The sequence below is a fragment of the Ferdinandcohnia sp. QZ13 genome (assembly GCF_031324165.1).
In the GTDB taxonomy this organism is placed as follows: Bacteria; Bacillota; Bacilli; order Bacillales; family Bacillaceae_L; genus Ferdinandcohnia.
Genome location: NZ_JAVIVW010000001.1, coordinates 996,203 through 1,020,912, shown reverse-complemented (window position 1 = coordinate 1,020,912; position 24,710 = coordinate 996,203). Strand labels below are relative to the sequence as shown.

Here is a 24,710-nt window from a genome sequence, read left to right as displayed (position 1 = left end):
AGAATTTTCAACCTTAATTATTTTGAATGCGCTTACTTTTAAAAGGAGGAGTTCAATAAAAAATGTAAGAAAACTATTTTACACTTGGAGAAAATCTGAAAAGGAGGATGTTTGATTTGGAAAAAGTATTAAAAACCGCAAATAGCTTACCACTTTGGATCTTTGCTTCACTGGTAGTTGGGATCGTCATCTTTCAAGGAATCATTTTTATTCGACTAGCATCAAAAACAAGTCAATCCGTTGGTATGACATCAACAGAGGTAAAGTCAGCGATAAGGGCCGGTGCGATTAGTTCATTAGGACCATCTTTAGCCATCATTGTTGTTGCTATTTCTATGATTTCACTAATAGGAAGCCCTACAACATTAATGAGAATCTCAATCATTGGAAATGCTGCAATCGAAACAGTGGGTGCAAGTATTGGCTCAAAGGCAGCTGGCGTTGATTTGGGATCTCCTGATTATACGTTACAAGCCTTTACGAATGCTGTATGGGTCATGTGTCTTGGGGGAATGGGATGGTTGTTATTCGTTGCTCTATTTACAAAGTCATTAGGAAAAATACAGAAAAAAGCAGAAGCCAATCCAAAAAATGTAACGATGTTAAGCACCGTTTCTGTTGCTGCAATGATAGGGGCTTTTAGTTATCTTGGTGGAGGAGAAATGGTAAAAGGTTTAAGTCATTTCATTGTATTTATTGTGGCGTTTATTACGATGCCCCTCATTATATGGATAGGAGATAAATCTCAATTGAGGTGGTTAAAAGAATGGTCATTAGGATTGGTTATTATAGTCGGGATGATAGCGGGTTATGTCATTTCTTAAAAAGAAAGGGAGGAGAACTAAATGCAAGTAAATAGAGAGGAAAATCTATCTATAAATCAAGCTGTGCCAGGTATGCAAGCACCAGCAATGGATTTTGACACCTTCCAATTAAAATCTCATTTTTGGGGGCGCCTCACAATCTGGTCCGTCATAGCGTTAACATTACTTGTGCCTTCATATCTCTCATTTGTTCTTGGATATCATCCTGGTTGGTCCACGATTATTTCTGGTTTTACAGCCTATGCAGCCATCATTATGTTTGTTTGGGTACTAGAACCTATTAGCTATTACCCTGTGTTAGGTGTATCTGGTACATATATTGCCTTTCTTACAGGTAACATTGGTAATATGTGTCTTCCGTGTGCATCGGTTGCTCAACGTGTCGTTAACGCGGAACCTGGAACGAAAAAGGGCGAAATTACGGCTGCATTGGCCATTTCGACGGCATCCATCATGAACGCGATTATTCTTATTTTAGCTATCTTAAGTGGCTCAGTCATTCTCTCCATATTGCCAGAGTCCATTATAAATAGCTTGAATTTTGTTCTTCCTGCTATTTTTGGAGGGGTTATTGCCCAATTTGCAATCAAGAAGCCACTATTTGGTGTAATTGGGATTGCATTTGGTTTATTTGTTAATTTAGGTCCTGTTCCTCGTGCGTTCCAGACATTTGTCTGCATACTCGGAACAGTTGTAGTTTGTTTACTTTTAGAGAAGATCAAAAAACAAGAGAAAAATAATTAAGGTTATGAGATTGACTTAGTAGATTTGGAAGGAGTGAGAATCCATTAGTAAATGGATGTAACGGATGAGTAAACAAAAAATAGTGCAATGGTTAAGAAATGACCAGTCCGAATTTACAGAAATGGCGAAAAAGATATGGGAACATCCGCAAGTTGCTTACGAAGAAAGCTATGCTTGTAACTTACAGATTTCAAAATTAAAAGAAGAAGGATTTCGAATTCAAGCATCTATTGGTGGAATGTCTACAGCTTTTGTAGCTGAATATGGTTCAGGAAAACCAATAATTGGGATACTTGGTGAATATGATGCATTACCCGGACTTTCTCAAGCCGTCAAACCAGTTCAAGAACAAGTAGAAGTGGACGGACCAGGTCATGGCTGTGGCCATAATTTACTTGGAACCGCAGGAGTAGAAGCTGTGGTAGCGTTAAAAAACGCAATGGAGGAATTTAAACTAGCTGGTACGATTCGTTACTATGGTTGTCCTGCAGAAGAAGTTTTATCTGGTAAAACGTATATGGCGAAGGAAGGCGTCTTTGATGATTTGGATTGCGCTTTAACATGGCATCCATGGACATCAAATATGGTAGTAAATAGGAGCATGCAAGCTATGGTGTCCATTAAGTTTCATTTTAAAGGAATTCCAGCACATGCCGCTTCATCGCCACATGCTGGGAGAAGTGCACTAGATGCAGTTGAATTGATGAATGTCGGCACTAACTATTTACGAGAGCACGTTGTCGACGGTACAAGAATCCATTATGTCATTACAAATGGGGGACTTGCACCAAATATTGTCCCAGAGCATGCGAGTGTTTGGTATTATTTACGGGCTGCTACAAAGGAACAGGTGGAAGACGTACTTAGAAGAGTTCAAAATATTGCTAAAGGGGCAGCTCTCATGACAGAAACAGAGGTATATTCGGAGATTGAAGCATTTCCTTATAACACTCTGCCAAATGAAGCTTTAAATGACCTTATGTATGAAAATATGAAATTGGCTGACCCTTTAGTGTTTACTGCAGAAGAAGAGGAATTTGCTCAGGAATTAGTGAAGACGATAGATGCTGCCATCGTAAAAATGGCACAACAGGAAAACAATGAAATTCTAGCGGTCACCTATCAAAATGATAAACAAACAAAGGGAAAATCTGTCGCTGGTTCTACCGATGTTGGCGATGTTAGTTGGATTACACCTGTTGGGCAAATCATGACAACTTGTGCCCCGGTTGGAGTACAAGTACATTCCTGGCAGGCAACTGCTTCTTTTGGATCGTCAATCGGTTTTAAGGGGATGCACTTGGCTGCTCAAACAATGGCATTATCTGCGTATGATTTATTATTAAATAAGGATCTTGTACTTGAACAAGCAAAACAGGAGTTTTACTTATCCACAAAAGATAATCCGTATGCAGCGGGGATACCCGACAATGTGAAACCATCCAACAATGTAGAAAAAGTTATGTTGGGTTAAATGAAGAATAGCGGGAAATACATGAATTAGGAAATCGGAGAATGGGCTCATAACGTTCTTCGATTTCCTTTTCGCTTTTAAAAGATGGGGAAAAGCACGAGAAAAAATAAGTTGAACACAAGGTGAGAAAGGATTGTTAAAAGGATATTCCGATTCCACATATATAAGGTACCCCAAACCACTCCACCTGCAAATGTAGCTAGCAAGAAAAGTGGGTTAAAGGTATACAAATTTGCTGACATATATAAAAGGGAGGAAATGACGATCACGAGTAGCTTATTTTCGAAATGATCCTCAACTTTCTTCTGAATAAAGCCTCTCCAAAATAACTCCTCACCTGGAATGATGATGAGAAACAGCACCATATAATGCCAAGTTAGCTGAGGCTGAACTTTCATATACAAAGCAGAAACATCCGTTAGTACATTTGGGAATAGGAGTTCAGAGCTTATTTTGCCGGTAAAAAAGAGTCCGTACATGAGAAGCCCGGAAAGTATAGCGAACGCTAAATTTGTAATTGAAATGGTTTTGGTATCGAATTTTCCGTATCGGATGGCTGCAATAGATAAAAGGAAAAATGATATCGTAAACATGATCCAAAATGGAAGGTCCGAAAGAAAACTAATGGCGAGTAAAATATGTACAAGTATAAATAATAGAAAAAAGTTTTTGTGCATTTGCGTTTGCCTCTTTTGTTAAGATGTGTCGCTGTTCATTTTATCATGAGTGAGAATTTTTTAGAATAAATATCTGGTGGCGACTCATCCTAATGATGATGATCTGAAAGAAGGAGATGTTCGAGATGACACAATCTAAACGCCAACAAGAGCGCCAATGGACAGTTCGAAAACAATCCCAAAATCCGCATGGGAAAGTAAAATCATTTGAACAACTGGCTGAAGAAGCAGGGAAGGATACAAAAGAATAGTAAGACTAGGCACACACCTCTGTTTTGGGGTGTGTTTTTTGTGTGAGGGGGGATTTCTGGGGGATCTAGAGGTGGCGGTATTAAATGGGTTTGTGCGTTGGATATTTCCAGTTATATCCATAAGTGTTTTGATAAGTGGGGTTTATGTAAGTGGCATCCCCAAATTTATCCAAAAGTGAAGATTTAAAAGTGCCTGGAGTGCCATCAACATCCTAAAAACTGGAATGTAGAGTACGTCCAGAGAGCCTTGAGTACCCTCGGTCTCCTAAAACTGGAATGTGAAGCACTCCCATCCATTAATCTAAAATTTCCAATTCATTTTCATTGAGAAATATCGGGAACCGAAATATAATTAACGAATGGTATAACTTGAATTGGAAAGAAGGTTCATTATGGAACAAGATGACATGAGGGAATATAAATTAGGTATCCTATACACCACGATTGCCTATATTGCATGGGGGGTACTGCCTCTTTATTGGAAGTTAATCGATTACGTTCCAGCATTCGAAATACTTGCACATCGAATTATTTGGTCCCTTGTTTTTGTGCTTTTAGTTATCCTTGTTTCAAAAAAAGGGAAACGGTTTATAACAAGCCTTAAAGAGATCGTTAAAAACAAATTGAAACTAATTGGGATTGTGGGGTCAGCCATCCTCATTACAATCAATTGGGCTACTTACATTTGGGCGGTGAATACGGATCATATTATTGATGCTAGCCTTGGGTATTACATCAACCCATTGGTAAGCGTACTGCTAGGAATCATAGTTCTTAAGGAACGAATCCTGTTTTGGCAGGGGATTTCATTTGGATTAGCCGGTATGGGAGTTCTTATTTTAACCATTCAATATGGAAGTTTTCCTTGGGTTGCGATCACACTTGCATTAAGCTTTGGGTTTTATGGGTTAACAAAGAAACTTGCCAAGCTTGATTCATTGGTAGGTTTAGCGATGGAAACATTGGTGGTTGCACCAATTGCACTCATTTATTTAGCGGTACTCAATAAGGGTGGAGTCGATTCTTTTTCAGGAGCCACCTTTGACGTGCAATTATTGCTAATGGGGGCAGGCGTGGTTACAGCATTACCGTTACTTTGGTTTGCTGCTGGAGCAAACAGAATCCCACTATCTGTTGTGGGGATTCTTCAATATATTTCGCCCACTATTAGCCTTTTATTAGGAGTGTTTTTATATCATGAACACTTTACAAAGGTTCATTTAGTAACCTTTATTTTTATCTGGACAGCACTATTAATCTACTCATTCTCAAAATCTAGATTTCTAACTTCACTCCAACCTAAGTTTGTTAAAAATAAATCATTAGGGGCATAAATACAAAAAAGGAGCTGATTATTAATCAGCTCCTTTTTTCATTAGATTGTTGTGACAATCTTATAGTTTTTGTGATTAACTACTGTACGACTCTCTAATTCTAAATCTCTATAATTGTCCATATATGTTAAGTCTACGATAACTGAATTTTCATTTACCTTTTCGACGATGCCTTTTAGGCCCTCTTTGAACTCAATGATATCCCCAATTTCTGCAATTTTCATTATGTCGCCCTCCATTGCATTCTATGAATCTTCAATATAGTTCATAAAGTGCTTTTATTTACAAAAAAACCATTTTTTTATATTTTGCCTTACTTTTGTTCTTATGTAAAGCGTTTTCATAGATATTTTATGATAAAAATTTGTAAATAATGTGACAACCCTTCATTATTTTTTTATAGTTAGTAAATAAGCCTTTGTTAGAGGGAGAGAATAATAGTGAAAGATGTAGGATTGGTTTTAGAAGGTGGGGGAATGCGTGGTGTATACACAGCGGGCATCCTTGAATATTTTATGGAACAGGATTTATATTTCCCATATGTTGTTGGTGTATCGGCAGGGGCGTGTATGGCAGCGTCTTACCTTTCTAGGCAAATGGGAAGAAATCGCACGGTTAATATTGATTATGTCAATCACCCAAACTATCTATCATTCCGTAACTTTGTAAAGCATAAGCAATTATTTGGGATGGATTTTATTTTTGATGAGATCCCAAATAAACATGTCCCATATGACTATGATACTTTTTATCAATCAAAGGAAGAATTCGTGGTGGGAACAACCGATTGTGAAACAGGGGAACCCATGTATTTTAAAAAAGAGGAGTATGGACATGACATGCTCAAGGTAATTCGGGCTTCTAGCTCATTGCCTTTTGTTGCGCCAATCATCGAATTCAAAGGGAGAAAATTATTGGATGGTGGAATTACGGATCCGATTCCATTGATAAAAGCACAGCAGGATGGAAATTCAAAAAATGTGGTCATTTTAACTCGAAATCGTGGATATATGAAAAAGAAATCAAATATGACCTGGGTTGTAAAACGCGCATTTAAGCAATATCCTAATCTAGTAAAAGCCATGGAAACACGCTATAAGCGTTATAATGATACACTTGCATATTTAGATCAAGAAGAAAAAGCGGGAAGGATTTTTGTGATTAGTCCAACAGAACCACTTGAGGTGGGACGAGTTGAAAAAAATCCTGTGAAATTAACCAATTTATATGAACTTGGACTGAAGGACGCAAGCGAGCAGTTTGAAAAATTTCAGAAATGGTTAATGGCTTAATCAAAACGGTGTCCCTAAAAAGAGACACCGTTTTCACTTATTTACCTTGCACATCATGATAGGCAAAGCGCTATTGCCCGCAAGTACAACCAGGTCCATGAGGCCCATGTGGTGCCACTCTCGTTGGTTGCATTCCATAACCTTGAGGAGCCATCATGCCGGGTATACCGGATCCTTGAGGAGCGAACCCACCCATCATAGGTCCAGCACCAGGAGTTTGAGGTCCGAATCCACCCATCATAGGTCCAGCACCAGGTCCTTGAGGAGCAAACCCACCCATCATAGGTCCAGCGCCAGGTCCTTGAGGTCCGAAACCACCCATCATAGGTCCAACACCGGGAGCCTGAGGATTGAATCCACCCATCATAGATCCAGCACCAGGTCCTTGAGGAGCGAATCCACCCATCATAGGCCCAACATCAGGATCCTGTGGATCAAAATCGCCCATCATTCCAGATCCACTCATTGGTGAAAGCTGTTGACCGCAGGTACATCCAGGTCCATGTGGTCCATGAGGAACCATGATACTTTGTTGTATACCAGGCTGTGCCCCGTACATATTCGGATTCATAAACATTTCTTTTTGATAATTTTTCATAGAATCCACCTCTCTACAGTATGATCCAGATAAAAAAGTCAGCTACTTTGGTAAGTTAACTTTTACCTATTTCATCATAAATGCCTACTAGACACTTTCCCCACATCATATGCCTATTGGCGTAATGTGTGTAGAATCACAGGATAAATGGGTATTAGCCTTGTTTCTCTTTCTATGAACTACTATAATTTAAAAGGAAGTTAAAAAAGTCCGATGAAAATGACACATCGAATTTCTGCGAACGTTGCACTGAGAACATGATGAATACCTGGGGAATGTGCTTGCGTCTACTAGTTTAATCTGGGATGTCAATTCCTCAGCGCAAGGCTGCAAGGATGTTAACTCAAGCAGTTGCCTCGCTCCGGTACTCAAAGCTGCACCGCCTTGAAACTTCGACGCACAGGACGTGCTAGTGTCGACAAGACATAAGGAAGTGGCGCTTTTGTCGACGCGGTCCTTTTCATCCAGCTTTTTGTAACAGTCATTTAAGCTAGAGGTGTTTACGATGAATGAACAATTTGTAAATGAAATTTTAAATAAGCTGCGAGATGGAGAACTGAGTGAATATTTGGTGAAGAATGATCAATTTTTAGAGTTTCGAAAGACATTGGTCAAGAGGGAAGATTTTAAGCATTTTCGCGGAATTGCCCAACATGGTGGGGATGTGCTGTATCGATATACGGAAGTCGCGAGAAGTTAATGTGACAAAAGTCACAGACCAAAGGTTGACAAAGTACATCATAATTTAGTAAAATTATCTTGAATTCAAGATAATGAAAAGGGTGGAAAGTATGGAAGCGAATGAAGCAATCAATGTTCCTAACCTCTCCTTAAAATTTTTTGTCATTCTATCTAGAGCATTCCGATCTGTGAATGAGCGAGTTGAAGAGGATGTAAAAGGATACGGACTAAACTTAACAGAATTTGCCGTGTTAGAGCTTCTTTATCATAAAGGGGACCAGCCAATTCAGCATATTGGTAAAAAGGTCTTATTATCGAGTGGAAGTATAACCTATGTTGTCGATAAATTAGAAAAAAAGAATTTCCTTCTCAGAAAACCTTGTCCAAAGGACCGACGTGTTACATGGGCGTCCATTACGGAGGAAGGTAAACAATTCATGGATACGATTTTTCCAAAGCATCAGGAGGCTATTGAAGAAATTGTCGGGGGTCTGACTGATTCTGAAAAAGAAGAAATGATGGTCCTCTTAAAAAAGTTAGGTTTTCATGCTGAAAAATTATAAAAGATAATTGAAGTGTATATTACTTGACCTCCCTTTTATAAAAATACTATACTTTCAGGACAAAGAATAGAGAACTTAAACTAGTTGCCGTTGTAAGAAAGGGAGAATGAATATGGTTTCAAATGAGGTAAAGAACCTTCTTTTAAATAAAATGAAAATGATACAAAAACCAGGCGAACAGGATATCTGTTTAGTTGGACCCGTCACATTACCTGTTCAGTTAGATGATAATGTTGTGACATTTAAATGGTATACATGGTTAAAAGTTGAGGATGAAATGAGCACGGAGGAAGTGCTGGATACACTTTCTAAAACGAACCTTGCAGCTATGCAACAATCATCGGTACTTGTATACGGTGATTTTGATACTGAAAACGATGCTCTTATTCGAATGCACAGTATATGTCATACTGGTGATATTTTCGGAAGCAAACGCTGTGATTGTGGGTTCCAATTGCGTGAATCAATGAGAATGATCGTTTCAAATGGTTGTGGTGCACTCTTTTATTTAGCCAATCATGAAGGAAGAGGGATTGGGCTATTTTCAAAATCACTTGCATACATCCTTCAGCAAGAAGGGCTTGATACCGTGGAAGCCAATCTTGCATTAGGCTTTAAAGATGATACCCGTAATTATGAGGATGCGATTCGTGTACTCTCAGATTTACGTGCGAAACCAGTTACGTTAATTACAAACAATCCGAAAAAATTAGCTGCATTACAAGAATATGGACTTTTATCTGATACACATATCCCACTATGGGGGGATATCTCTGAATACAACAAAAAGTATTTAGAAACAAAAGTTGAAAAATCAGGTCATATCCGTGTAAAAGAGAAAATGACAGTCATTTAATAATTGCAATCAAAAGGTAAGCCTAAACGCTGGGCTTACCTTTTTTATATGCTGATTGAAGTATTATCTTTGTTTTTTGTAAAAAATAGAGGAGAATTGCATAGTCTTGTACTATTTATAATGTAGAGTCTCGATGAAATGGGGGAAACAGTAGTGGAAAGCTATGGGACGCTAATTAAAAAGCAGCGGGAATTCTTTTCGACAGGTAAAACAAAGGAAGTTGCATTTCGGATTGATACTCTTAAAACGCTACGAAGTTTAATTAAGACACATGAAAAAGAAATCATGGCTGCCTTACATACAGATTTAAATAAATCGGATTTTGAGTCCTACACGACGGAAATTGGGTTTGTCTTGGAGGAACTTCGCTATACGTTAAAACATATTGAAAACTGGGCAAAGCCGAGAAAGGTAAAAACAAGCTTAACGGGCTTTGGCAGTAAAAATTATATATATCCTGAACCATATGGGGTGGTCCTGATTATTTCACCTTGGAATTATCCATTCCAATTGGCATTCGCACCCTTGATTGGAGCAATTGCAGCTGGGAATTGTGCAATTTTAAAGCCTTCAGAGTTAACACCTAAGACGTCTGAGTTACTGACAAAACTGATTCGTGAACATTTCCAAGAGGATTACATCGCAATCGTAGAAGGTGGAGTTGAAACAAGTACAGCCCTTTTGAATGAAAATACGGATTATATCTTTTTTACAGGAAGTGTTGCTGTTGGAAAGGTGATTATGGAGGCAGCAGCCAAGCACCTAACACCTATAACCCTTGAACTTGGCGGAAAAAGTCCATGTATCGTCCATAAGGATGCCAATCTTCAGTATGCGGCAAAGCGGATTGCATGGGGGAAGTTTACAAATGCGGGGCAAACCTGTGTTGCGCCAGATTATTTGTATGTTCATCATGAGGTGAAGGAAGAATTTTTGAATTTATTGAAAGAGGCCATCCAAGATTTGTATGAAAATGCATTAAGTGAGGAGAGCCAGTTTACTAAGATTGTCAGTGACCGGCATTTTCAGCGCCTTAAAACATTTATATACAATAGTGGAACGATTTATCATGGAGGAGAATCAAATGCTGAAAAGCTACTGATTGCTCCAACGGTCCTGACTAACATTACATGGGAGGACCCAATCATGGAAGATGAAATTTTTGGGCCGATTTTACCTGTAATAGAGTATGAAGACATTTTAAAAATCATCGATGAAATTAATCAGCGCCCAAAACCACTTGCCTTGTATGTTTTTTCAGAGGTTGAACGTGTTCAAAACAAAGTCCTTGAGTCGATTTCCTTTGGAGGTGGCTGTGTGAATGACACGGTTTATCATTTTACTTCCCCACATTTACCGTTTGGTGGTGTTGGTGAAAGTGGAATAGGGGCTTATCATGGCAAGGGGAGCTTCGATGTATTTTCTCATGAAAAAGGTATCATGAAGCAAACAACACGATTTGATTTACCATTCCGTTATCCAAACACAAAGCACGGGTTAAAGTGGATAAAAATGATTATGAAATAGCCGTAAAACAGCTGAGATGTTTGTAAAGTTCAATCCGTATTTTTCCGTCACGTCCAATATTTAGGCGGAAATTTACCTAAGGATTATTTTTCCATGTATTTTTTTAGACTACGTGTAGCAATGGCTCTCACAATCTACCAAGTATTGGACAATGAATCGAAATATTACAGCTGTTACCCTTCTAGTAGAGACAAAAGCGACGATTACTAGGAGGAATAAAATATGAAAAACCTTAAGAAGATTGGATTTGCAACTGCATTAACATTCTCTATATTAGCAACAAGTGTGAGTGCATCGGCAGCAACTCATACTGTTAAATCAGGTGATACATTTTGGAATCTTGGCATGAAGTATGGAGTGTCTGTACTAGATCTTAAGGAAATGAACAATCGAACAAGTGATATGATTTACCCAGGAGAAGAGCTTAAAATTCCAGAAGCAGTGACGAATGAAGAGAAGGAATTACTTGCACGACTTGTCCATGCGGAAGCAAAGGGTGAACCATATGCAGGTAAGGTTGCAGTGGCAACTGTTGTATTAAACCGTGTGGATTCATCAGAATTCCCAAATTCTATTAAAGAAGTTATTTACGAAAAAGCTCCTGGTGGTTCATATGCATTTAGCCCAGTGGCAGATGGTTCAGTCAATCAGCCAGCTGATGAAGAATCAAAACGTGCTGTAGATGAAGCTATAACATTTCGTGGACAAGGAAAAGGATCCTTATTTTTCTTCAATCCAGACAAGTCTTCACATCCATTCATGATGGCAAGAGAAGTAACAACTATTATCGGTAACCACCGATTTGCAAAATAATTAAAGGTTAAAGCACCTATTTCGTCAACAAAGAAATAGGTGTTTTTTTCGTATGCCCTTCATATAGTGAGTATTATACAAAAATATGAAGGGAGCAATAACGATGGCAGCTAAGGTATTATTTTTCGGAGACCCGGGAATTGATGATTCACTTGCAATTATGTACGGATTGCTCCATCCAGATATTGAGTTTGTCGGTATCGTACCGGGCTATGGAAATATTGAACAAGAACAAGCTGTTCAAAATGTGGCCTATTTATTATCCCTTGCAGGTAAAAGAGATATCCCGATCATTGCAGGGGCGAAGGGGCCTCTATCCGGAGAATTCACCCCTTATTATCCTGAAATTCATGGAGAAAAAGGGCTTGGCCCCATTCGTCCACCTGATACATTAAAAACTGGAGAGTTATTAAATTTTGATGAGATATTTAAAATCATTCAAAAATATGAAAACGAACTCTATATCGTCGATGTAGGGCGATCAACCTCTCTTGCAATTGCTTTTCTTCTAGGCGGTGAGGTTATGAATAAAGTAAAAGGAATTTATGTAATGGGCGGTGCTTTTTTTGTTCCTGGTAATGTCACTGCCGAAGCCGAGGCGAATTTTTACGGAGATCCGATTGCCTCAAACCTTGTTTGTGAGCGTGCAAAAAACCTTGCGATTCATCCGCTTAATATTACAATCCAAGCTCTCTTGACTGCCGATATTGTTGATACGATTGTCCGCTATGGAACTCGTAATCCATACCGCGGTTTAATACGACCCATTTTCGATTATTATTATGAATTTTATAAAAAAAGCGTACCTGGAATTAAAGGGACGCCATTGCATGACGTTGTTGCTTTAAGTGCAATTGTCAATCCATCAATTGTACAATATGCACATCGTAGGGTAAATGTTGAATTGTTCGGAATTTTAAAGGGTGTAAGCGTCGCAGATTTTCGAGCGAACCCAGATAAGGAGCCACCTGAAACATTAGACCGAATTGCCTTACGCTTTGATTATAAAAAATTCATTACTGAATTTATTCAAGTAATGACGATGGGTGATGTAGATAGGTAGGAATATGTAGTTCTTTCGAATCCCGAAGCAATTTTACAATAAGAAATAGTGCATTGGTAGTATGAATATATTTTAAATTTTCGGAAAATATACCCAAGCTTTCTTATCAACATTTGGCATATAATGTGAATAAGGAAGCTTCCATTTTTGCCTAAGGTCAAGCATTACTAAATCTGGACTTTAGGGGGTGATGACATGTTGTTACATCTCTTGCTAGCAATCTTTATTGGTGGCTCTATGGGGTTGTTGGGACATGCTAAAAAACAGGGGAAAATCGAAAAACCTCGTGTGACAAAACGCTTCATCTACCTCGGCTTCTTAGAAGAAATGATTATCGGAACCGTTGCGGCAGTTTTAGTCGTAGCATCGAGTGACACAGATTCGATTTTTCGAGTAGTGTTCCTCTCAATTTTGGCAGGTTACGGGGGAGAAAGGATCATGCAAAGAGTTGAATTCGTGAGACGTGCTGAAAGACAAACGGAATTGCCAGTGGAAACAAATCAAGAACAGGAGAGCAATAAGAAGAATGATGTCATTTGATTTAAAACAAGAAACAAAAGAAAAACGCGATGTATTCTAGGCGACTCTTTTTGCAGGACATCTGTGAAAAGAGTCATTTTTATGTTAATCTAAGTCCTTAAACTGCTAGAACTAGAGTTGTGTCTATTAAAATGGTATAATCAGTAGCAGTGATATGAAATGGAGGATTTATTATATATGATTACAGTTACAAATGTCAGTTTGCGTTATGGTGATCGCAAGCTTTTTGAAGATGTTAATATAAAGTTTACACCGGGAAATTGTTATGGTTTGATTGGGGCAAATGGTGCCGGAAAATCAACCTTTTTGAAAATCCTTTCTGGTGAAATTGAGCCACAAACTGGTGATGTTCACATGACACCAGGAGAACGCTTAGCGATTTTAAAACAAAACCACTTTGAATATGAAGAACATGAGGTCCTTAAAGTTGTAATCATGGGACATGCTCGTCTTTTTGAAGTGATGCAGGAGAAGGATGCCATTTATATGAAGCCAGATTTCTCTGATGAAGACGGCATGAGAGCAGCTGAACTTGAAGGCGAATTTGCGGAATTGAATGGGTGGGAAGCAGAATCTGAAGCTGCAATCCTTTTAAAAGGACTAGGAATTCCAGAGGAGCTACATGCGAAGAAAATGGCAGAATTAACCGGTTCTGAGAAAGTAAAAGTGTTATTAGCGCAAGCCTTATTTGGCAAACCAGATGTCCTTTTACTCGACGAGCCTACGAATAACTTGGATTTAAAAGCGATCCAGTGGCTTGAAGAATTTTTAATTAACTTTGAAAATACCGTAATTGTCGTTTCCCATGACCGTCATTTCTTAAATAAGGTATGTACCCACATGGCTGACCTTGATTATGGAAAAATTCAAATCTATGTTGGGAACTATGACTTCTGGTATGAATCTAGCCAACTTGCTTCAAGAATGGCACAGGATGCAAATCGTAAAAAAGAAGAGAAAATTAAAGAACTTCAAGCCTTTATTGCGCGCTTTAGTGCAAATGCATCTAAATCAAAACAAGCAACTTCTCGTAAAAAGCTTTTAGATAAAATTTCACTGGATGATATTAAACCATCTTCGCGTCGATATCCGTTCGTCGGATTTACCCCAGAGCGTGAAATCGGTAATGACTTATTACGTGTAGAAGGTCTTACAAAGACAATTGATGGTGTGAAGGTGCTTGATAATGTGAGCTTTATTATGAATAAAGGCGACAAGCTTGCGTTTGTAGGTAAAAGCGAAATAGCAATCACAACATTATTTAAGATTTTGATGGGTGAAATGGAAGCAGATAGTGGTACCTTCAAATGGGGTGTTACAACGTCTCAAGCCTATTTCCCTAAGGACAACTCGAAATATTTCGAGGGGAATGAGCCAACATTAGTGGACTGGCTTCGTCAGTTCTCGCCAAATGATCAAAGTGAAAGCTTCCTACGTGGATTCTTAGGAAGAATGCTTTTCTCTGGAGAAGAGGTCTTGAAAAAGCCTAGCGTTCTTTCAGGAGGAGAAAAAGTACGCTGTATGCTTTCAAAAATGATGTTAAGTGGCTCAAACGTATTATTGCTTGATGATCCAACAAACCACTTAGACCTTGAGTCCATTACCGCTTTAAACAATGGCTTAATCGCGTTTAAAGGTTCGATTTTATTTACATCACATGACCATCAGTTTGTTCAAACAATTGCAAACCGCATTATTGAAATCACACCAAATGGTCTTGTTGATAAGCAAATGACTTATGATGAATATCTTGAAAATACGGAGCTTCAAAAACAAATAGAAGCTATGTATGCGTAATATGTAAAAAAGCCGTCTTCCTCATGGGAGACGGTATTTTATTCTGCCTCTGAAATGGATGAATCTCTGCCATCAGAATCATACGTATTGGATGTACTTTTACCACTATGAATGGTAATATTAACACCCGTATTTAATGAACCAGCACCTGCATATGTTTTTCCAGTTGAGGTGGGAGAAACATTAAATGAGTTCCCGGCAATAATGGTTCCCTCATTCCGGTTAATCTCGATGGGTCCTAAAAAGATTGAAGTCATATACCATGTACCACCTTCCATACCTTTGGTAGTACTAGCATATAGCTTCTTAAAATATTATGAAAGGTACAAACCCCTAAAATCAAAAAGATAAGCCATAAAGAGGCTTATCATTTACCTAATAAAGCTAAAATCCCCTTAAATATAAGGACGAAAGAAAAGACAATGATTGTAAGGACACCTACTAAAATAAATACTGAATGTAAACTTCCTAAAACGGTATCGTAAGCAGTTACTTTAATAAGAGCAAAGCCAGCTAAAATACATGCAACAAATAAGAAAACATATTTATCCAAGTGATTTCCCTCCTTTACTACACTATATGTCCCACCTGAGGGGAAGGTGTGGGTAGTGAGGATGTTTTAATCATTTTTTAATATTTGGGAATAAAAACGAAAGTCGTGAATAGAATGGTTTTGTTGGAAAAAGCAAATTAGGTATGCTTTAAAAATGGATAGGGTGGGAAAGATGGCATTAGTAAAAAATTGTATCATTGTATTGTTGTTTGCACTTTTGGTTGTGGGAATGATTTTATTTGGAGTAAGGACAATCGAGGCAAAGGAAAATCCAACTGTGATGATGACGCCTGAGAACATATATGTTGAAAAAACCGTTCACTTCTAAGGAAAGTGGCGGTTTTTTTAGTTTTTCGTTGCTTCACAAATAGAGGCCCTCATACAAGGGCCCCTAAAAAAAGATGGTTATTGTTGTGAACCATTTTTAAGCTGTTGCTGTGCCATGGCAACGAGGCGTTTCGTCATTTCGCCCCCAACGGAGCCGTTAGCACGTGCGGTCGTATCTGCACCAAGCTGAACTCCAAACTCATTGGCGATTTCTTCTTTCATTTGATCTAGAGCATTTTCAGCACCTGGAACCAATAGTTTGTTTCTTGCCATGATACATCACTCCCGACTAAGTTTTTTTGAGTAACCAAACGATTACTCATTTTTAAGGTGTCACGTAATGCGGAAATGATGCTTGGGAATTACGACCACTTCCGCCAAAAATGATTATTCAACCTTCATACTTTCTTCCTCAAGTTTCTCCATTTCAGCCTTCATCCATTGTGGATCCAATTTTTCACCAATAAATACCAACGTCGGCTTATAGTTCATTAGCTCTTTTAAGTAAATGGGTGTTCCATAGGAGTATTGGAACAAATAAGTATGATTCGAATGGGTAAACTTTAAATAACCCTTAATCCGGTAAATCGTATCAGGCATTTTTCTTAGCCAATCCTCGAACAAATCAAGGTCAAGTGGATTTGAAAATGTATGTACATATGTTTTTAGCTTTAAATCAAGATGGACATGGGCACGTTCGTGTGGTTTTCGCTCAGTCTTTTTTATCGTTCGTAAATCATCAAGCTTCACGGAAGCATACTTCGTCAATAAGCATTTTGCATCACGGTTAATTGACTGAATTTCAAAGATCATTTGTCCTTGTTCCATCTCTGACAACTGATCGATTTTATTTAGTAACAATACATCTGCGTGATAAACTTGTTCACGTAAGAGCATTTGCAACTGAGCACTTAATGAGTTTCTTTCCTTCCAACGATTCACATCGATTAGGGACACTATCGATTGGACAAATAATTGATCTGCAAATAGTGGAGACATACAGGCATCCAACACTTCAATTGGGTGGGCAACCCCCGTTGTTTCAATATAAATTGCATCAAGATCGTAGTCCTGTAGAAGTCCTTGGAGATGAACTTCAAGCTGACCTTGAATTGTACAGCAAACACAGCCATTTAATAATTCTTTCAGAGGTGTATTTTCTGAAACGGCATTTGAATCGATTGAAACCTGGCCTAACTCATTCATTACAACTGCTACTTTTCGGCCTAATTCTTTTTCTTCGTTCAGAATATTTTGCAATAAAGTGGTTTTCCCACTTCCTAAAAATCCAGATAAAATAAAAACCTCAACTTTTTCCATAAAAACTCCTCATTCTTTTATATGATTACTCCTATTATAACGAATTATCTCTGACATGGAAGAAAAGTCGAATTTGACAGATTTTTTCAATGAACATATACTAGAACTAACAAAATTCGAAAGGAATGGTAAGGGGCAATGGACAACTAATCTTATTTTCGTACCGATTTTTTAAATATCGAGTATCTAGAGAATAGGATTACTATGCCCATTTCCATGTCCATTTGTGTACCATACATTTGTACGTTTATTTGTATTGGGAAAAATGTGTCCTCTCTAGGTACTTACTAGGGAGGTTTTTTTATGACGATTTTAAAAATAAGTGGGGTCCACAAAAGCTATGGAGATAAGATCATTTTAAATCATATTGAATTTGACGTCCAAAGGGGAGCTCGAATCGGGATTGTCGGGAATAACGGAGCCGGGAAGACAACATTGGCAAACATCTTAACGGGAAAAATAGAGATGGATAAAGGGAATGTCGAAATGCCGTCTGGACCGATTTTAATTGGTTATGTAAAGCAGGCTGCTGATATTGCGCTTGGTGACCTAGAGGAAGCAACAATGTCAAAAGATATGTTGAAGCAAACTAGCCAGCTTGGGTTAACGAAAGTCCAAACATGGGATCATCATCGCGGAGCCCACTTAAGTGGGGGCGAGAAGACAAAGCTATCACTGGCAAAGGTTTGGGCATCCCAAACGGATCTTTTATTGCTTGATGAACCGACTAACCATCTTGATTTTAAAGGAGTAGAGTGGCTGATTGAGGAAATGAAGGCCTTTCCGGGCGCCATTATTGTAATTTCGCATGACCGCTATTTCCTTGATCAAACAGTAAGTCAAATTATTGAGATTGAGGATGGAGATTCAATCATTTACGAAGGAAATTATACCGATTTTTATAAAGAAAAGGAAAGGCAATACCAAAGTCAGCTTCATCGCTATGACATTCAACAAAAACAAAAAGAGAAAATTGAAAACCAGCTAAGCAATTTGCAAAACTGGTCAGACAAAGCGCATCGCCAATCGACGAAGCAGGAGGGCTTTAAAGAATTTTATCGAGTGAAGGCAAAGAAAATGGATAAACAGATAAAGTCAAAAAAGAATCGTCTTGAAAGAGAACTCGAAAAAAACAAAGTTGAAAAGCCAAAGGAAAAAGAGGAACTCCAATTTCATTTTAAACAGAGTAAAAAGCGGGGGAAACGGATTGTTGAATTGAACAATGGAGGAATGAGATTTGGCGAGAGGCTATTGTTTCAAGAAAGCCATTTTTATGTAAAGTTTGGAGAACGAATAGGTATTCTTGGTGAAAATGGCTGTGGAAAGACAACATTGCTTCGTGTCATTATGGGAGATTCAACACTATCAACAGGGGAGCTTTGGAAAAGTCATTCCTTAAAAATCGGCTATTTGTCTCAGGATGTAACGGACTTGGATGAAACGAAGACAATTCTTGAATACCTTGGGCTCACCGTAAAGGATAGAATTAGTGAGGCAAGGACTATTTTTGCAAACATTGGATTTCAAGCAGATAAAATCAATCAGCCCATATCGTCCTTAAGCTTGGGTGAACGAACAAGGGTGAAACTCGTTAAATTGTTATTGGATGAGGTCGATCTATTAATTTTAGATGAACCGACCAACCACCTTGATCTTGCAAGCCGCGAGTCTCTTGAAAATATGCTGCAAACATTTGAGGGAACGATTCTGACCGTTTCCCATGATTATTATTTTCTTGAAAAAATGTGTGACAAACTTCTTGTTTTTGATAATGGTGTTATTAAAAGAGTCGAAATGGGGCTGAAGGAATATCAGCGCAAAGACCAGATCGGACCCGTCACTACACAAAACAAGGCAGAAGAAAAGCTGCTTATCGAAAATGAGATTAGTGCGATAATCGGACAATTGTCATTGTTATCAAAGGATGATTCAAAATACGATGAGCTAGATAAAAAACTACTGGAATTAATGAAACTGAAAAGAGAACTATAATTCAAAAAAAAGTTCAGTGCTTGACAACACTGAACTTTTCTCTATTGTTTATGCCCCTTTTTGAATAGGGGTGAAAGGGATCTGACGCTTCTTCTGAAGTATAAAAACGAATGCGAATATGAAAATACCTATACCACTGAATAGAATATGTGGATAGATGAGCAATAGCCCACTTATGATTAAGAGAATTCGGTCTAGTACGTTTGCTTTAGTTTGAAATCTGCCGATGATTCCAGCACTTAGTGAAACAACGCCGACTACGGCAGTAAAGAATGCAATTATGACTTCAAGCGGAGAACCTTCAAGCAATAATGCAGGTTCTAGCACGAACATAAATGGCACGATGAAACCGACAATTCCAAGTCGAACGGCTTCTAGTCCCACTTGATTAGGGTTACTATCGGCAATTCCTGCTGCAGCATAGGCTGCGACAGCAACAGGTGGTGTAATCGCAGAAAAAATTGAGAAATAAACGATAAATAAATGTGCTGACATTAAGGATACACCTAACTCCATTAATGCGGGTGCAGCTAACATGGCTGTTAAAATATACGCAGCCGCAACTGGCATTCCAATTCCTAAAATAATACAAATAACCATAGTTAATAGTAAAGTTGGAATAAGCATACCTTCCGTTAAGCCAAGTACGACACTCGTTAACTTCCCCCCGAGGCCAGTTGACATGATACCTGATATCACTAAACCTGCTGCTGCACATGCCGTTGTGACAGGGATAGAGGATTTAGCACCATCCACCATTGCTTCGAAAATTTGCTTAATACCCATCCGCGTTTTTTTACGAAACCAACTCACAATCACAATGGCTAATACCCCATAAAAACCAGTTCTTGATGCGCTATACCCATTTAAAAGAAAAACGAGTAAGACAACGAGTGGAATAAAGTAATACCAGCCTGCTTTTAAAACATCCGAAACTTTAGGGATATCCTCTTTTTTTGCCTTTGGTAAATCTAATCGCACAGCTTCAAAATGAACCATGGCAAGTAAGGAGAGATAGTATAAAATTCCCGGAATAATCGCCGCAATGACGATTGAAATATAAGGAATCTGTGTGATTGCTGCCATTAAGAAGGCAGAGGATCCCATAATTGGTGGAAGGATGCTACCTCCTGTCGATGCTGCAGCTTCAACTGCTGCCGCAAATGAAGGTTTGTAACCAGAGCGTTTGCTGACGGGGATGGTAAAGGAGCCTGTCGTTACAACATTAGCTGTCGGGCTTCCAGAAATCATTCCAAAAAACGCACTTGTTAAAACAGCAACCTTCGCAGCACCGCCCCGTGACCTTCCTGCCAAAGCGGTTGATAACTGAAAGAAAAACTCACCAGCACCTGCTTTTTGTAAAAAGGATCCAAACAGTAAGAACATGTATACAAAAGACGCTGCCACTGCAATCGGTGAACCCCATAATCCATTAAAACTATAAGTTAAATCTTCAACAACCTCTGAGAATGAAAACTCCCGATGCCAGATAAGTCCTCCTAAATGATGACCCCATAGAGCATAACCGATTCCAATGAATACAATGATGACAATCGGCATTCCAATCGTCCGGCGTGCTGCTTCAATACTTAACACGACAAATAGGAAACCAACTAGAATATCCATAGAAGACAATGGGTCGACAATCGGGATTCGTTCCGATATTCGTTCTGCATGGATGTTAAAATAGATTCCCGCACCAATTGCTAAAAATGAGCAGATATAGTCTAGAACTGTTGGTGAAGCACTTGTTTCATTCTTTTTTGAAAAACTATAAAACGTAAAAGTTAATAACAGAATGAGAGATAAATGCGTCGCCAACAACTGAATAGGATCTAATTTTCCCCAAATAACGGACCAAACTTGGAACAATGATAGAATCGATGCGAAACCTATAAATAACTTAAAATGTGGTCCAGTTAAGTGACGCTTTTCACCTTCCGTGAAGGCTATTGTTATGATATTTTTAAAGCCCATCATGTTGGGAGCTCCCTTCTAGAATTCGTGAATGAGTCCTTTTTCTTTTAAAAATTTTTCCGCACCTGGATGAAGCGGGACGTTCCCAACCTTACTAAAGTTTTCTTCTGAAAGATTTTTAAACTCTTTATGAACGGTACTTAAGTATTCAAAGTTCTCGTAGATTGCTTTTGTGACACGATACACTTCTTCTTCCGGTACATCTTTATGAACAATCAAAATCGCTGGGGTATATACGGTACTCATATCTTGATCTAAGAAATGATAGCTACCTCTCGTAATCGTACCTTGTTCCATTCCTAATTTTTCAGCCACAGCTTGTAGGATATTTTGATCCATTGATATAAATTTCAAATCATTCGTTGTGGAAGCCTCTAAAATATCACTAGAAGGAACAGACACGGCATCTCCTGTCATATCGATTCGATTGTCTGACATCAATTCAAATGTCGTTGACCCACTTAAATGATCCACAGAACCACCCCACGAATCAATGTCTTGATAAGTTACCCCGTATTCTTGTAGTATTGCTCTAGTAATGATTTCACCAGCAGAACCTCTCTGGTCAACAGCAAGTCGTATCGGAGCTTTCTTTTCAATGACCTCATCTAATGAATCAAATTTCACATCACCTCGCGCAATCAGCTGATAATAGTTAGCAGGGATGACAACACTGATTGCCCGTATATCTGGATAGGCTTTTTTATAGGGTTCTGTTCCACTGAATGCCGCGTATGCTGTCATAGCGTATGAAATTCCGTATGGGACAGTGTTTGTTCCGACACTCGCAGGATTCTCTACAATTCCGCCTGGTTCTACCGTAATCAGCGATCCTTTATTTTCTCGACGAATCGATTCAGCGATTCCTTCTGTAAAAACAGACCATGCACCACCTGTTCGTCCACCGATGATGGTCGTTCGAATATCGTCTGAAGTATTGACAGCAACCGCGCCGACCTTATTCATGCAACCTGCCAGTAGTAAACTACTTACTATTAAAATGAAAGATAAAGTCCAATTTCTGTGAGACATTATGTTTACCCCCAATGGGTGATCTTATTGATTATGAATCTACACTCAACTTTTTAAATCAGAGGGATTTCTTGTTTCCTTCTTTTACCTGTAAGCTAATATCTAGGGCTTTAACCGAATGTGTTAAAAATCCTAATGAAATAAACTGGACACCTGTTCCGGAGTAGGTTGCTAAGTTATCTAAGGTAATTCCTCCAGAGGCTTCGGTGATAATGTCTTTTGGTACTAACTGTGTAAATTCCTTTACCTCTTCCGGGCTACGATTATCAAACATGATGACATTCGCACCGGCATTTACCGCTTCTAAAACTTCTTCTGCGTTTTCCGTTTCAACCTCAATTTTTACCATGTGACCGATTTTTTCGCGTACGGCTTGAACCGCTTTTGTAATGGACCCACAATAAGCAATATGGTTATCCTTAATCATGACACCATCATAGAGGCCAAATCGATGGTTTTTGCCACCGCCGGATACGACTGCATATTTATCCAGCATCCGAAGTCCTGGAATGGTTTTTCTAGTGTCACAAATATGAATGGTAGGATCGTTTAAAGCCTCCACACATCTGTTTGTGACCGTTGCGATTCCACTCATTCTTTGCAAGAGATTTAAAATGACTCTTTCACCAGTAAGCAGGTGAGCAGTGGGGCCGCTAACAGTTGCAATGGTATCACCAACTGAAACTCGATCACCGTCAGAAAAACGTTGTTCGACTTTAATAGAAGGATCTAACAAATGATAAGCTTCTTTAATAATGGACAATCCGGAAATAATTCCATTTTCTTTCGCAATGAACACTCCTTGACTGGTTTGCTCAAGCGGAAAAATCGATTGACTAGTGACATCTTGTTCACCAATATCCTCAAGTAAAAATACCTGTAGCATTTTTCGTAATTTTAATAGATTCATAGTTTGCCTCCTTACCTAATAAAGTTTGATAATAATTTCACAAACTTAGGCATATTTCGTTAAAAAAATCATGTGTATACGGGCATGGAATTACACCTGTCTTGTCATCTATATTTACACAATACCAACAGAATATCAATAGTATCAATGATAAAAATTTTTGGTTGTAATTGCATGTGGATAGGGTTGATGGAATAAAAAAAGCACCATCGGGAGCTAATCCCTGATGGTGCATCTTTGTTAAAAAGCCCAGTTTCCGTTGCGGAAAACAGGTTCAATTTTGCCATCGGCAGTGATGCCGTCGATGTCCATTTCACCTGAGCCTACCATGAAGTCGACATGTGTGATACTTGAGTTTGCACCTTTCTTCACAAGCTCATCACGTGACATCTTTTTTCCACCTTCAATACAGAACGCATAGGCATTACCAATCGCAAAGTGATTAGACGCATTTTCATCAAAAAGCGTGTTGTAGAAAAGAATTTTTGATTGTGAAATAGGTGAGCTATGTGGAACAAGTGCAACCTCACCTAAATAGTGGCTACCTTCATCTGTTTCGATAAGACGTTTTAAGGTATCTTCACCTGTTACAGCCTTCACATCAATGATTCGTCCATTTTCAAAGGTTAAAGTAAATTGATCGATTAGGCTTCCACCGTAATTAAGTGGCTTAGTGCTGCTGACATATCCATTTACACCATCTTTTTTGGGAACTGTAAACACCTCTTCAGTTGGCATATTCGCAACAAACTCAATGTTTTGTTCGTTTTCGCCACCGCCGCCAATCCATACATGGTCTTCAGGTAATTCAACGACTAAGTCAGTTCCAAGTGCTTTATAATGTAATTTTTTATATTTTTTCTTGTTTAAGTATTCAACCTTAGCATGTAAGGTTGCGTTATGTTCCTTCCATGCTTGAACAGGATCGTCAACATCAACACGAGTTGCTTGGAAAATGGCATCCCATAATTTTTCGACTTGCTCCTCGGCTGACAGATCCGGGAAAACTTTTTCAGCCCAGCTTTCAGAAGGGACAGCGATGACAGACCAGCTGATTTTATCAGCCTGAGAGTAATTTCGATATTTTTCAAGTGCCTTACCTGCCGTTTTATTAGCATTGGCTATGCGCTCAGGATTGACGCCTTTTAATAAGTCTGGATTGGAGGAAATGATTGATAAAAAGGCTGCTCCGTTTTCCGCAAGATCTTCCATTCCCTTTGCCTTCCACATTGGATAGTCAAGGAATGCTTCATCTGGTGCCAGGTCAAAACGTGTGCGTGTAATTTCGTCATCATTCCACTCAATGTATACATTTCTTGCTCCTGCCTCATAGGCTTTTTTTACAACTTTCCTTACATATTCTGCCGCTGAGATAGGTGCATTTATAAGAAGATTCTGTCCTTTTTGAACATTAACACCAACGCGAACAGCTAAATCAGCATATTTTTCAAGCATTTTTTCGAATTTAGACATATGTATTCTCCTTTTGTGGTGCTATACATAGCACGAATGTAAGTGACACCTTTCTAGTGTAACAGAACAGATTCGGTGAGCGAAATACAAAT

General features: G+C 38.7%; 27 protein-coding genes. 16 read left to right on the top strand and 11 right to left on the bottom strand.

Annotation, left to right across the window (positions count from 1 at the left end; translation table 11 throughout):
* The first annotated feature begins 107 nt into the window (after positions 1–107).
* The 3 genes from RGU12_RS04950 (at position 108) to RGU12_RS04940 (ending at position 3,042) form a co-directional block, all read left to right on the top strand.
* A complete protein-coding gene (locus RGU12_RS04950) occupies positions 108–824 on the top strand; it encodes a DUF5058 family protein (RefSeq protein WP_309535070.1) in 717 nt (238 codons plus the stop codon).
* A 21-nt stretch (positions 825–845) separates the two neighbouring features.
* Positions 846–1,568 carry a small-conductance mechanosensitive channel gene (locus tag RGU12_RS04945; protein ID WP_309535069.1) on the top strand — a complete coding sequence of 241 codons (723 nt, stop codon included), beginning with the start codon at positions 846–848 and terminating at the stop codon, positions 1,566–1,568.
* Between the two features lie 64 nt (positions 1,569–1,632).
* Positions 1,633–3,042: an amidohydrolase gene (locus tag RGU12_RS04940; RefSeq protein WP_309535068.1), complete on the top strand. Its 1,410-nt coding sequence runs from the start codon at positions 1,633–1,635 to the stop codon at positions 3,040–3,042.
* Positions 3,043–3,119: 77 nt separating this feature from the next.
* Here RGU12_RS04940 and RGU12_RS04935 read toward each other — a convergent pair whose 3' ends face one another.
* Positions 3,120–3,719 (bottom strand): CPBP family intramembrane glutamic endopeptidase, encoded by a 600-nt coding sequence (locus tag RGU12_RS04935; RefSeq protein ID WP_309535067.1) that lies wholly within the window; start codon positions 3,717–3,719, stop codon positions 3,120–3,122.
* 125 nt (positions 3,720–3,844) lie between these two features.
* Here RGU12_RS04935 and RGU12_RS04930 point away from each other — a divergent pair, with 125 nt between their 5' ends.
* Together RGU12_RS04930 and rarD are read left to right on the top strand one after the other, a co-directional pair.
* Positions 3,845–3,970 carry a DUF6254 family protein gene (locus RGU12_RS04930; RefSeq protein ID WP_010283238.1) on the top strand — a complete coding sequence of 42 codons (126 nt, stop codon included), beginning with the start codon at positions 3,845–3,847 and terminating at the stop codon, positions 3,968–3,970.
* A 392-nt stretch (positions 3,971–4,362) separates the two neighbouring features.
* Positions 4,363–5,304 (top strand): EamA family transporter RarD, encoded by a 942-nt coding sequence (rarD, locus tag RGU12_RS04925; RefSeq protein WP_309535066.1) that lies wholly within the window; start codon positions 4,363–4,365, stop codon positions 5,302–5,304.
* Positions 5,305–5,345: 41 nt separating this feature from the next.
* Here the strand turns inward: rarD and RGU12_RS04920 are convergent, their stop codons facing one another.
* Positions 5,346–5,528, bottom strand: a complete 183-nt coding sequence (locus RGU12_RS04920) for a YkvS family protein (protein ID WP_116351004.1) — start codon at positions 5,526–5,528, stop codon at positions 5,346–5,348.
* Positions 5,529–5,741: 213 nt separating this feature from the next.
* Between RGU12_RS04920 and RGU12_RS04915 the strand changes: the two genes are divergently transcribed.
* Entirely contained in the window at positions 5,742–6,596 is an 855-nt protein-coding gene (locus RGU12_RS04915) for a patatin-like phospholipase family protein (RefSeq protein WP_309536271.1), read from the top strand.
* Between the two features lie 70 nt (positions 6,597–6,666).
* Here RGU12_RS04915 and RGU12_RS04910 read toward each other — a convergent pair whose 3' ends face one another.
* Positions 6,667–7,194: a hypothetical protein gene (locus tag RGU12_RS04910; RefSeq protein ID WP_309535065.1), complete on the bottom strand. Its 528-nt coding sequence runs from the start codon at positions 7,192–7,194 to the stop codon at positions 6,667–6,669.
* A 505-nt stretch (positions 7,195–7,699) separates the two neighbouring features.
* On the opposite strand from RGU12_RS04910, the gene ykzS reads away from it, so the two are divergent.
* The 8 genes from ykzS to RGU12_RS04870 all read left to right on the top strand — a co-directional run bounded on the left by ykzS (position 7,700) and on the right by RGU12_RS04870 (position 15,034).
* On the top strand, positions 7,700–7,894 hold the full coding sequence (gene ykzS / locus RGU12_RS04905; RefSeq protein ID WP_116351001.1) for a protein YkzS: 195 nt from the start codon (positions 7,700–7,702) through the stop codon (positions 7,892–7,894).
* Between the two features lie 91 nt (positions 7,895–7,985).
* Complete coding sequence (locus tag RGU12_RS04900; protein ID WP_309535064.1) at positions 7,986–8,438, top strand: MarR family winged helix-turn-helix transcriptional regulator; 453 nt, start codon at positions 7,986–7,988, stop codon at positions 8,436–8,438.
* 112 nt (positions 8,439–8,550) lie between these two features.
* Entirely contained in the window at positions 8,551–9,294 is a 744-nt protein-coding gene (locus tag RGU12_RS04895) for a GTP cyclohydrolase II (protein ID WP_309535063.1), read from the top strand.
* A 153-nt stretch (positions 9,295–9,447) separates the two neighbouring features.
* Entirely contained in the window at positions 9,448–10,821 is a 1,374-nt protein-coding gene (locus tag RGU12_RS04890; protein WP_309535062.1) for an aldehyde dehydrogenase, read from the top strand.
* 222 nt (positions 10,822–11,043) lie between these two features.
* Entirely contained in the window at positions 11,044–11,634 is a 591-nt protein-coding gene (locus RGU12_RS04885) for a cell wall hydrolase (RefSeq protein ID WP_309535061.1), read from the top strand.
* Positions 11,635–11,737: 103 nt separating this feature from the next.
* Positions 11,738–12,697 carry a nucleoside hydrolase gene (locus RGU12_RS04880; protein ID WP_309535060.1) on the top strand — a complete coding sequence of 320 codons (960 nt, stop codon included), beginning with the start codon at positions 11,738–11,740 and terminating at the stop codon, positions 12,695–12,697.
* A 195-nt stretch (positions 12,698–12,892) separates the two neighbouring features.
* Positions 12,893–13,237 (top strand): DUF4257 domain-containing protein, encoded by a 345-nt coding sequence (locus tag RGU12_RS04875; protein WP_309535059.1) that lies wholly within the window; start codon positions 12,893–12,895, stop codon positions 13,235–13,237.
* Positions 13,238–13,414: 177 nt separating this feature from the next.
* A complete protein-coding gene (locus RGU12_RS04870) occupies positions 13,415–15,034 on the top strand; it encodes an ABC-F family ATP-binding cassette domain-containing protein (RefSeq protein ID WP_116350994.1) in 1,620 nt (539 codons plus the stop codon).
* Between the two features lie 38 nt (positions 15,035–15,072).
* On the opposite strand, the gene RGU12_RS04865 is transcribed toward RGU12_RS04870, so the two are convergent.
* Both RGU12_RS04865 and RGU12_RS04860 read right to left on the bottom strand, forming a co-directional pair.
* Positions 15,073–15,291, bottom strand: a complete 219-nt coding sequence (locus RGU12_RS04865) for a spore germination protein (protein ID WP_309535058.1) — start codon at positions 15,289–15,291, stop codon at positions 15,073–15,075.
* A gap of 110 nt (positions 15,292–15,401) precedes the next feature.
* Positions 15,402–15,587 carry a hypothetical protein gene (locus RGU12_RS04860; protein ID WP_116350992.1) on the bottom strand — a complete coding sequence of 62 codons (186 nt, stop codon included), beginning with the start codon at positions 15,585–15,587 and terminating at the stop codon, positions 15,402–15,404.
* Between the two features lie 172 nt (positions 15,588–15,759).
* On the opposite strand from RGU12_RS04860, the gene RGU12_RS04855 reads away from it, so the two are divergent.
* Positions 15,760–15,915, top strand: a complete 156-nt coding sequence (locus RGU12_RS04855) for a hypothetical protein (RefSeq protein WP_309535057.1) — start codon at positions 15,760–15,762, stop codon at positions 15,913–15,915.
* Positions 15,916–15,992: 77 nt separating this feature from the next.
* Here the strand turns inward: RGU12_RS04855 and RGU12_RS04850 are convergent, their stop codons facing one another.
* Together RGU12_RS04850 and RGU12_RS04845 are read right to left on the bottom strand one after the other, a co-directional pair.
* Entirely contained in the window at positions 15,993–16,187 is a 195-nt protein-coding gene (locus RGU12_RS04850) for an alpha/beta-type small acid-soluble spore protein (protein WP_057996587.1), read from the bottom strand.
* A 114-nt stretch (positions 16,188–16,301) separates the two neighbouring features.
* Entirely contained in the window at positions 16,302–17,234 is a 933-nt protein-coding gene (locus RGU12_RS04845; protein WP_309535056.1) for a CobW family GTP-binding protein, read from the bottom strand.
* Between the two features lie 303 nt (positions 17,235–17,537).
* On the opposite strand from RGU12_RS04845, the gene abc-f reads away from it, so the two are divergent.
* Positions 17,538–19,226 (top strand): ribosomal protection-like ABC-F family protein, encoded by a 1,689-nt coding sequence (gene abc-f, locus RGU12_RS04840; RefSeq protein WP_309535055.1) that lies wholly within the window; start codon positions 17,538–17,540, stop codon positions 19,224–19,226.
* A 48-nt stretch (positions 19,227–19,274) separates the two neighbouring features.
* On the opposite strand, the gene RGU12_RS04835 is transcribed toward abc-f, so the two are convergent.
* The 4 genes from RGU12_RS04835 to RGU12_RS04820 all read right to left on the bottom strand — a co-directional run bounded on the left by RGU12_RS04835 (position 19,275) and on the right by RGU12_RS04820 (position 24,618).
* A complete protein-coding gene (locus RGU12_RS04835; RefSeq protein ID WP_309535054.1) occupies positions 19,275–21,206 on the bottom strand; it encodes a TRAP transporter permease in 1,932 nt (643 codons plus the stop codon).
* Between the two features lie 15 nt (positions 21,207–21,221).
* Positions 21,222–22,235: a TAXI family TRAP transporter solute-binding subunit gene (locus tag RGU12_RS04830; RefSeq protein ID WP_309535053.1), complete on the bottom strand. Its 1,014-nt coding sequence runs from the start codon at positions 22,233–22,235 to the stop codon at positions 21,222–21,224.
* Between the two features lie 58 nt (positions 22,236–22,293).
* Positions 22,294–23,145: a carboxylating nicotinate-nucleotide diphosphorylase gene (nadC, locus tag RGU12_RS04825; RefSeq protein ID WP_309535052.1), complete on the bottom strand. Its 852-nt coding sequence runs from the start codon at positions 23,143–23,145 to the stop codon at positions 22,294–22,296.
* 240 nt (positions 23,146–23,385) lie between these two features.
* Positions 23,386–24,618, bottom strand: coding sequence for an aminopeptidase (locus tag RGU12_RS04820; RefSeq protein ID WP_309535051.1), 1,233 nt, complete (start codon positions 24,616–24,618; stop codon positions 23,386–23,388).
* Positions 24,619–24,710 lie beyond the last annotated feature (92 nt).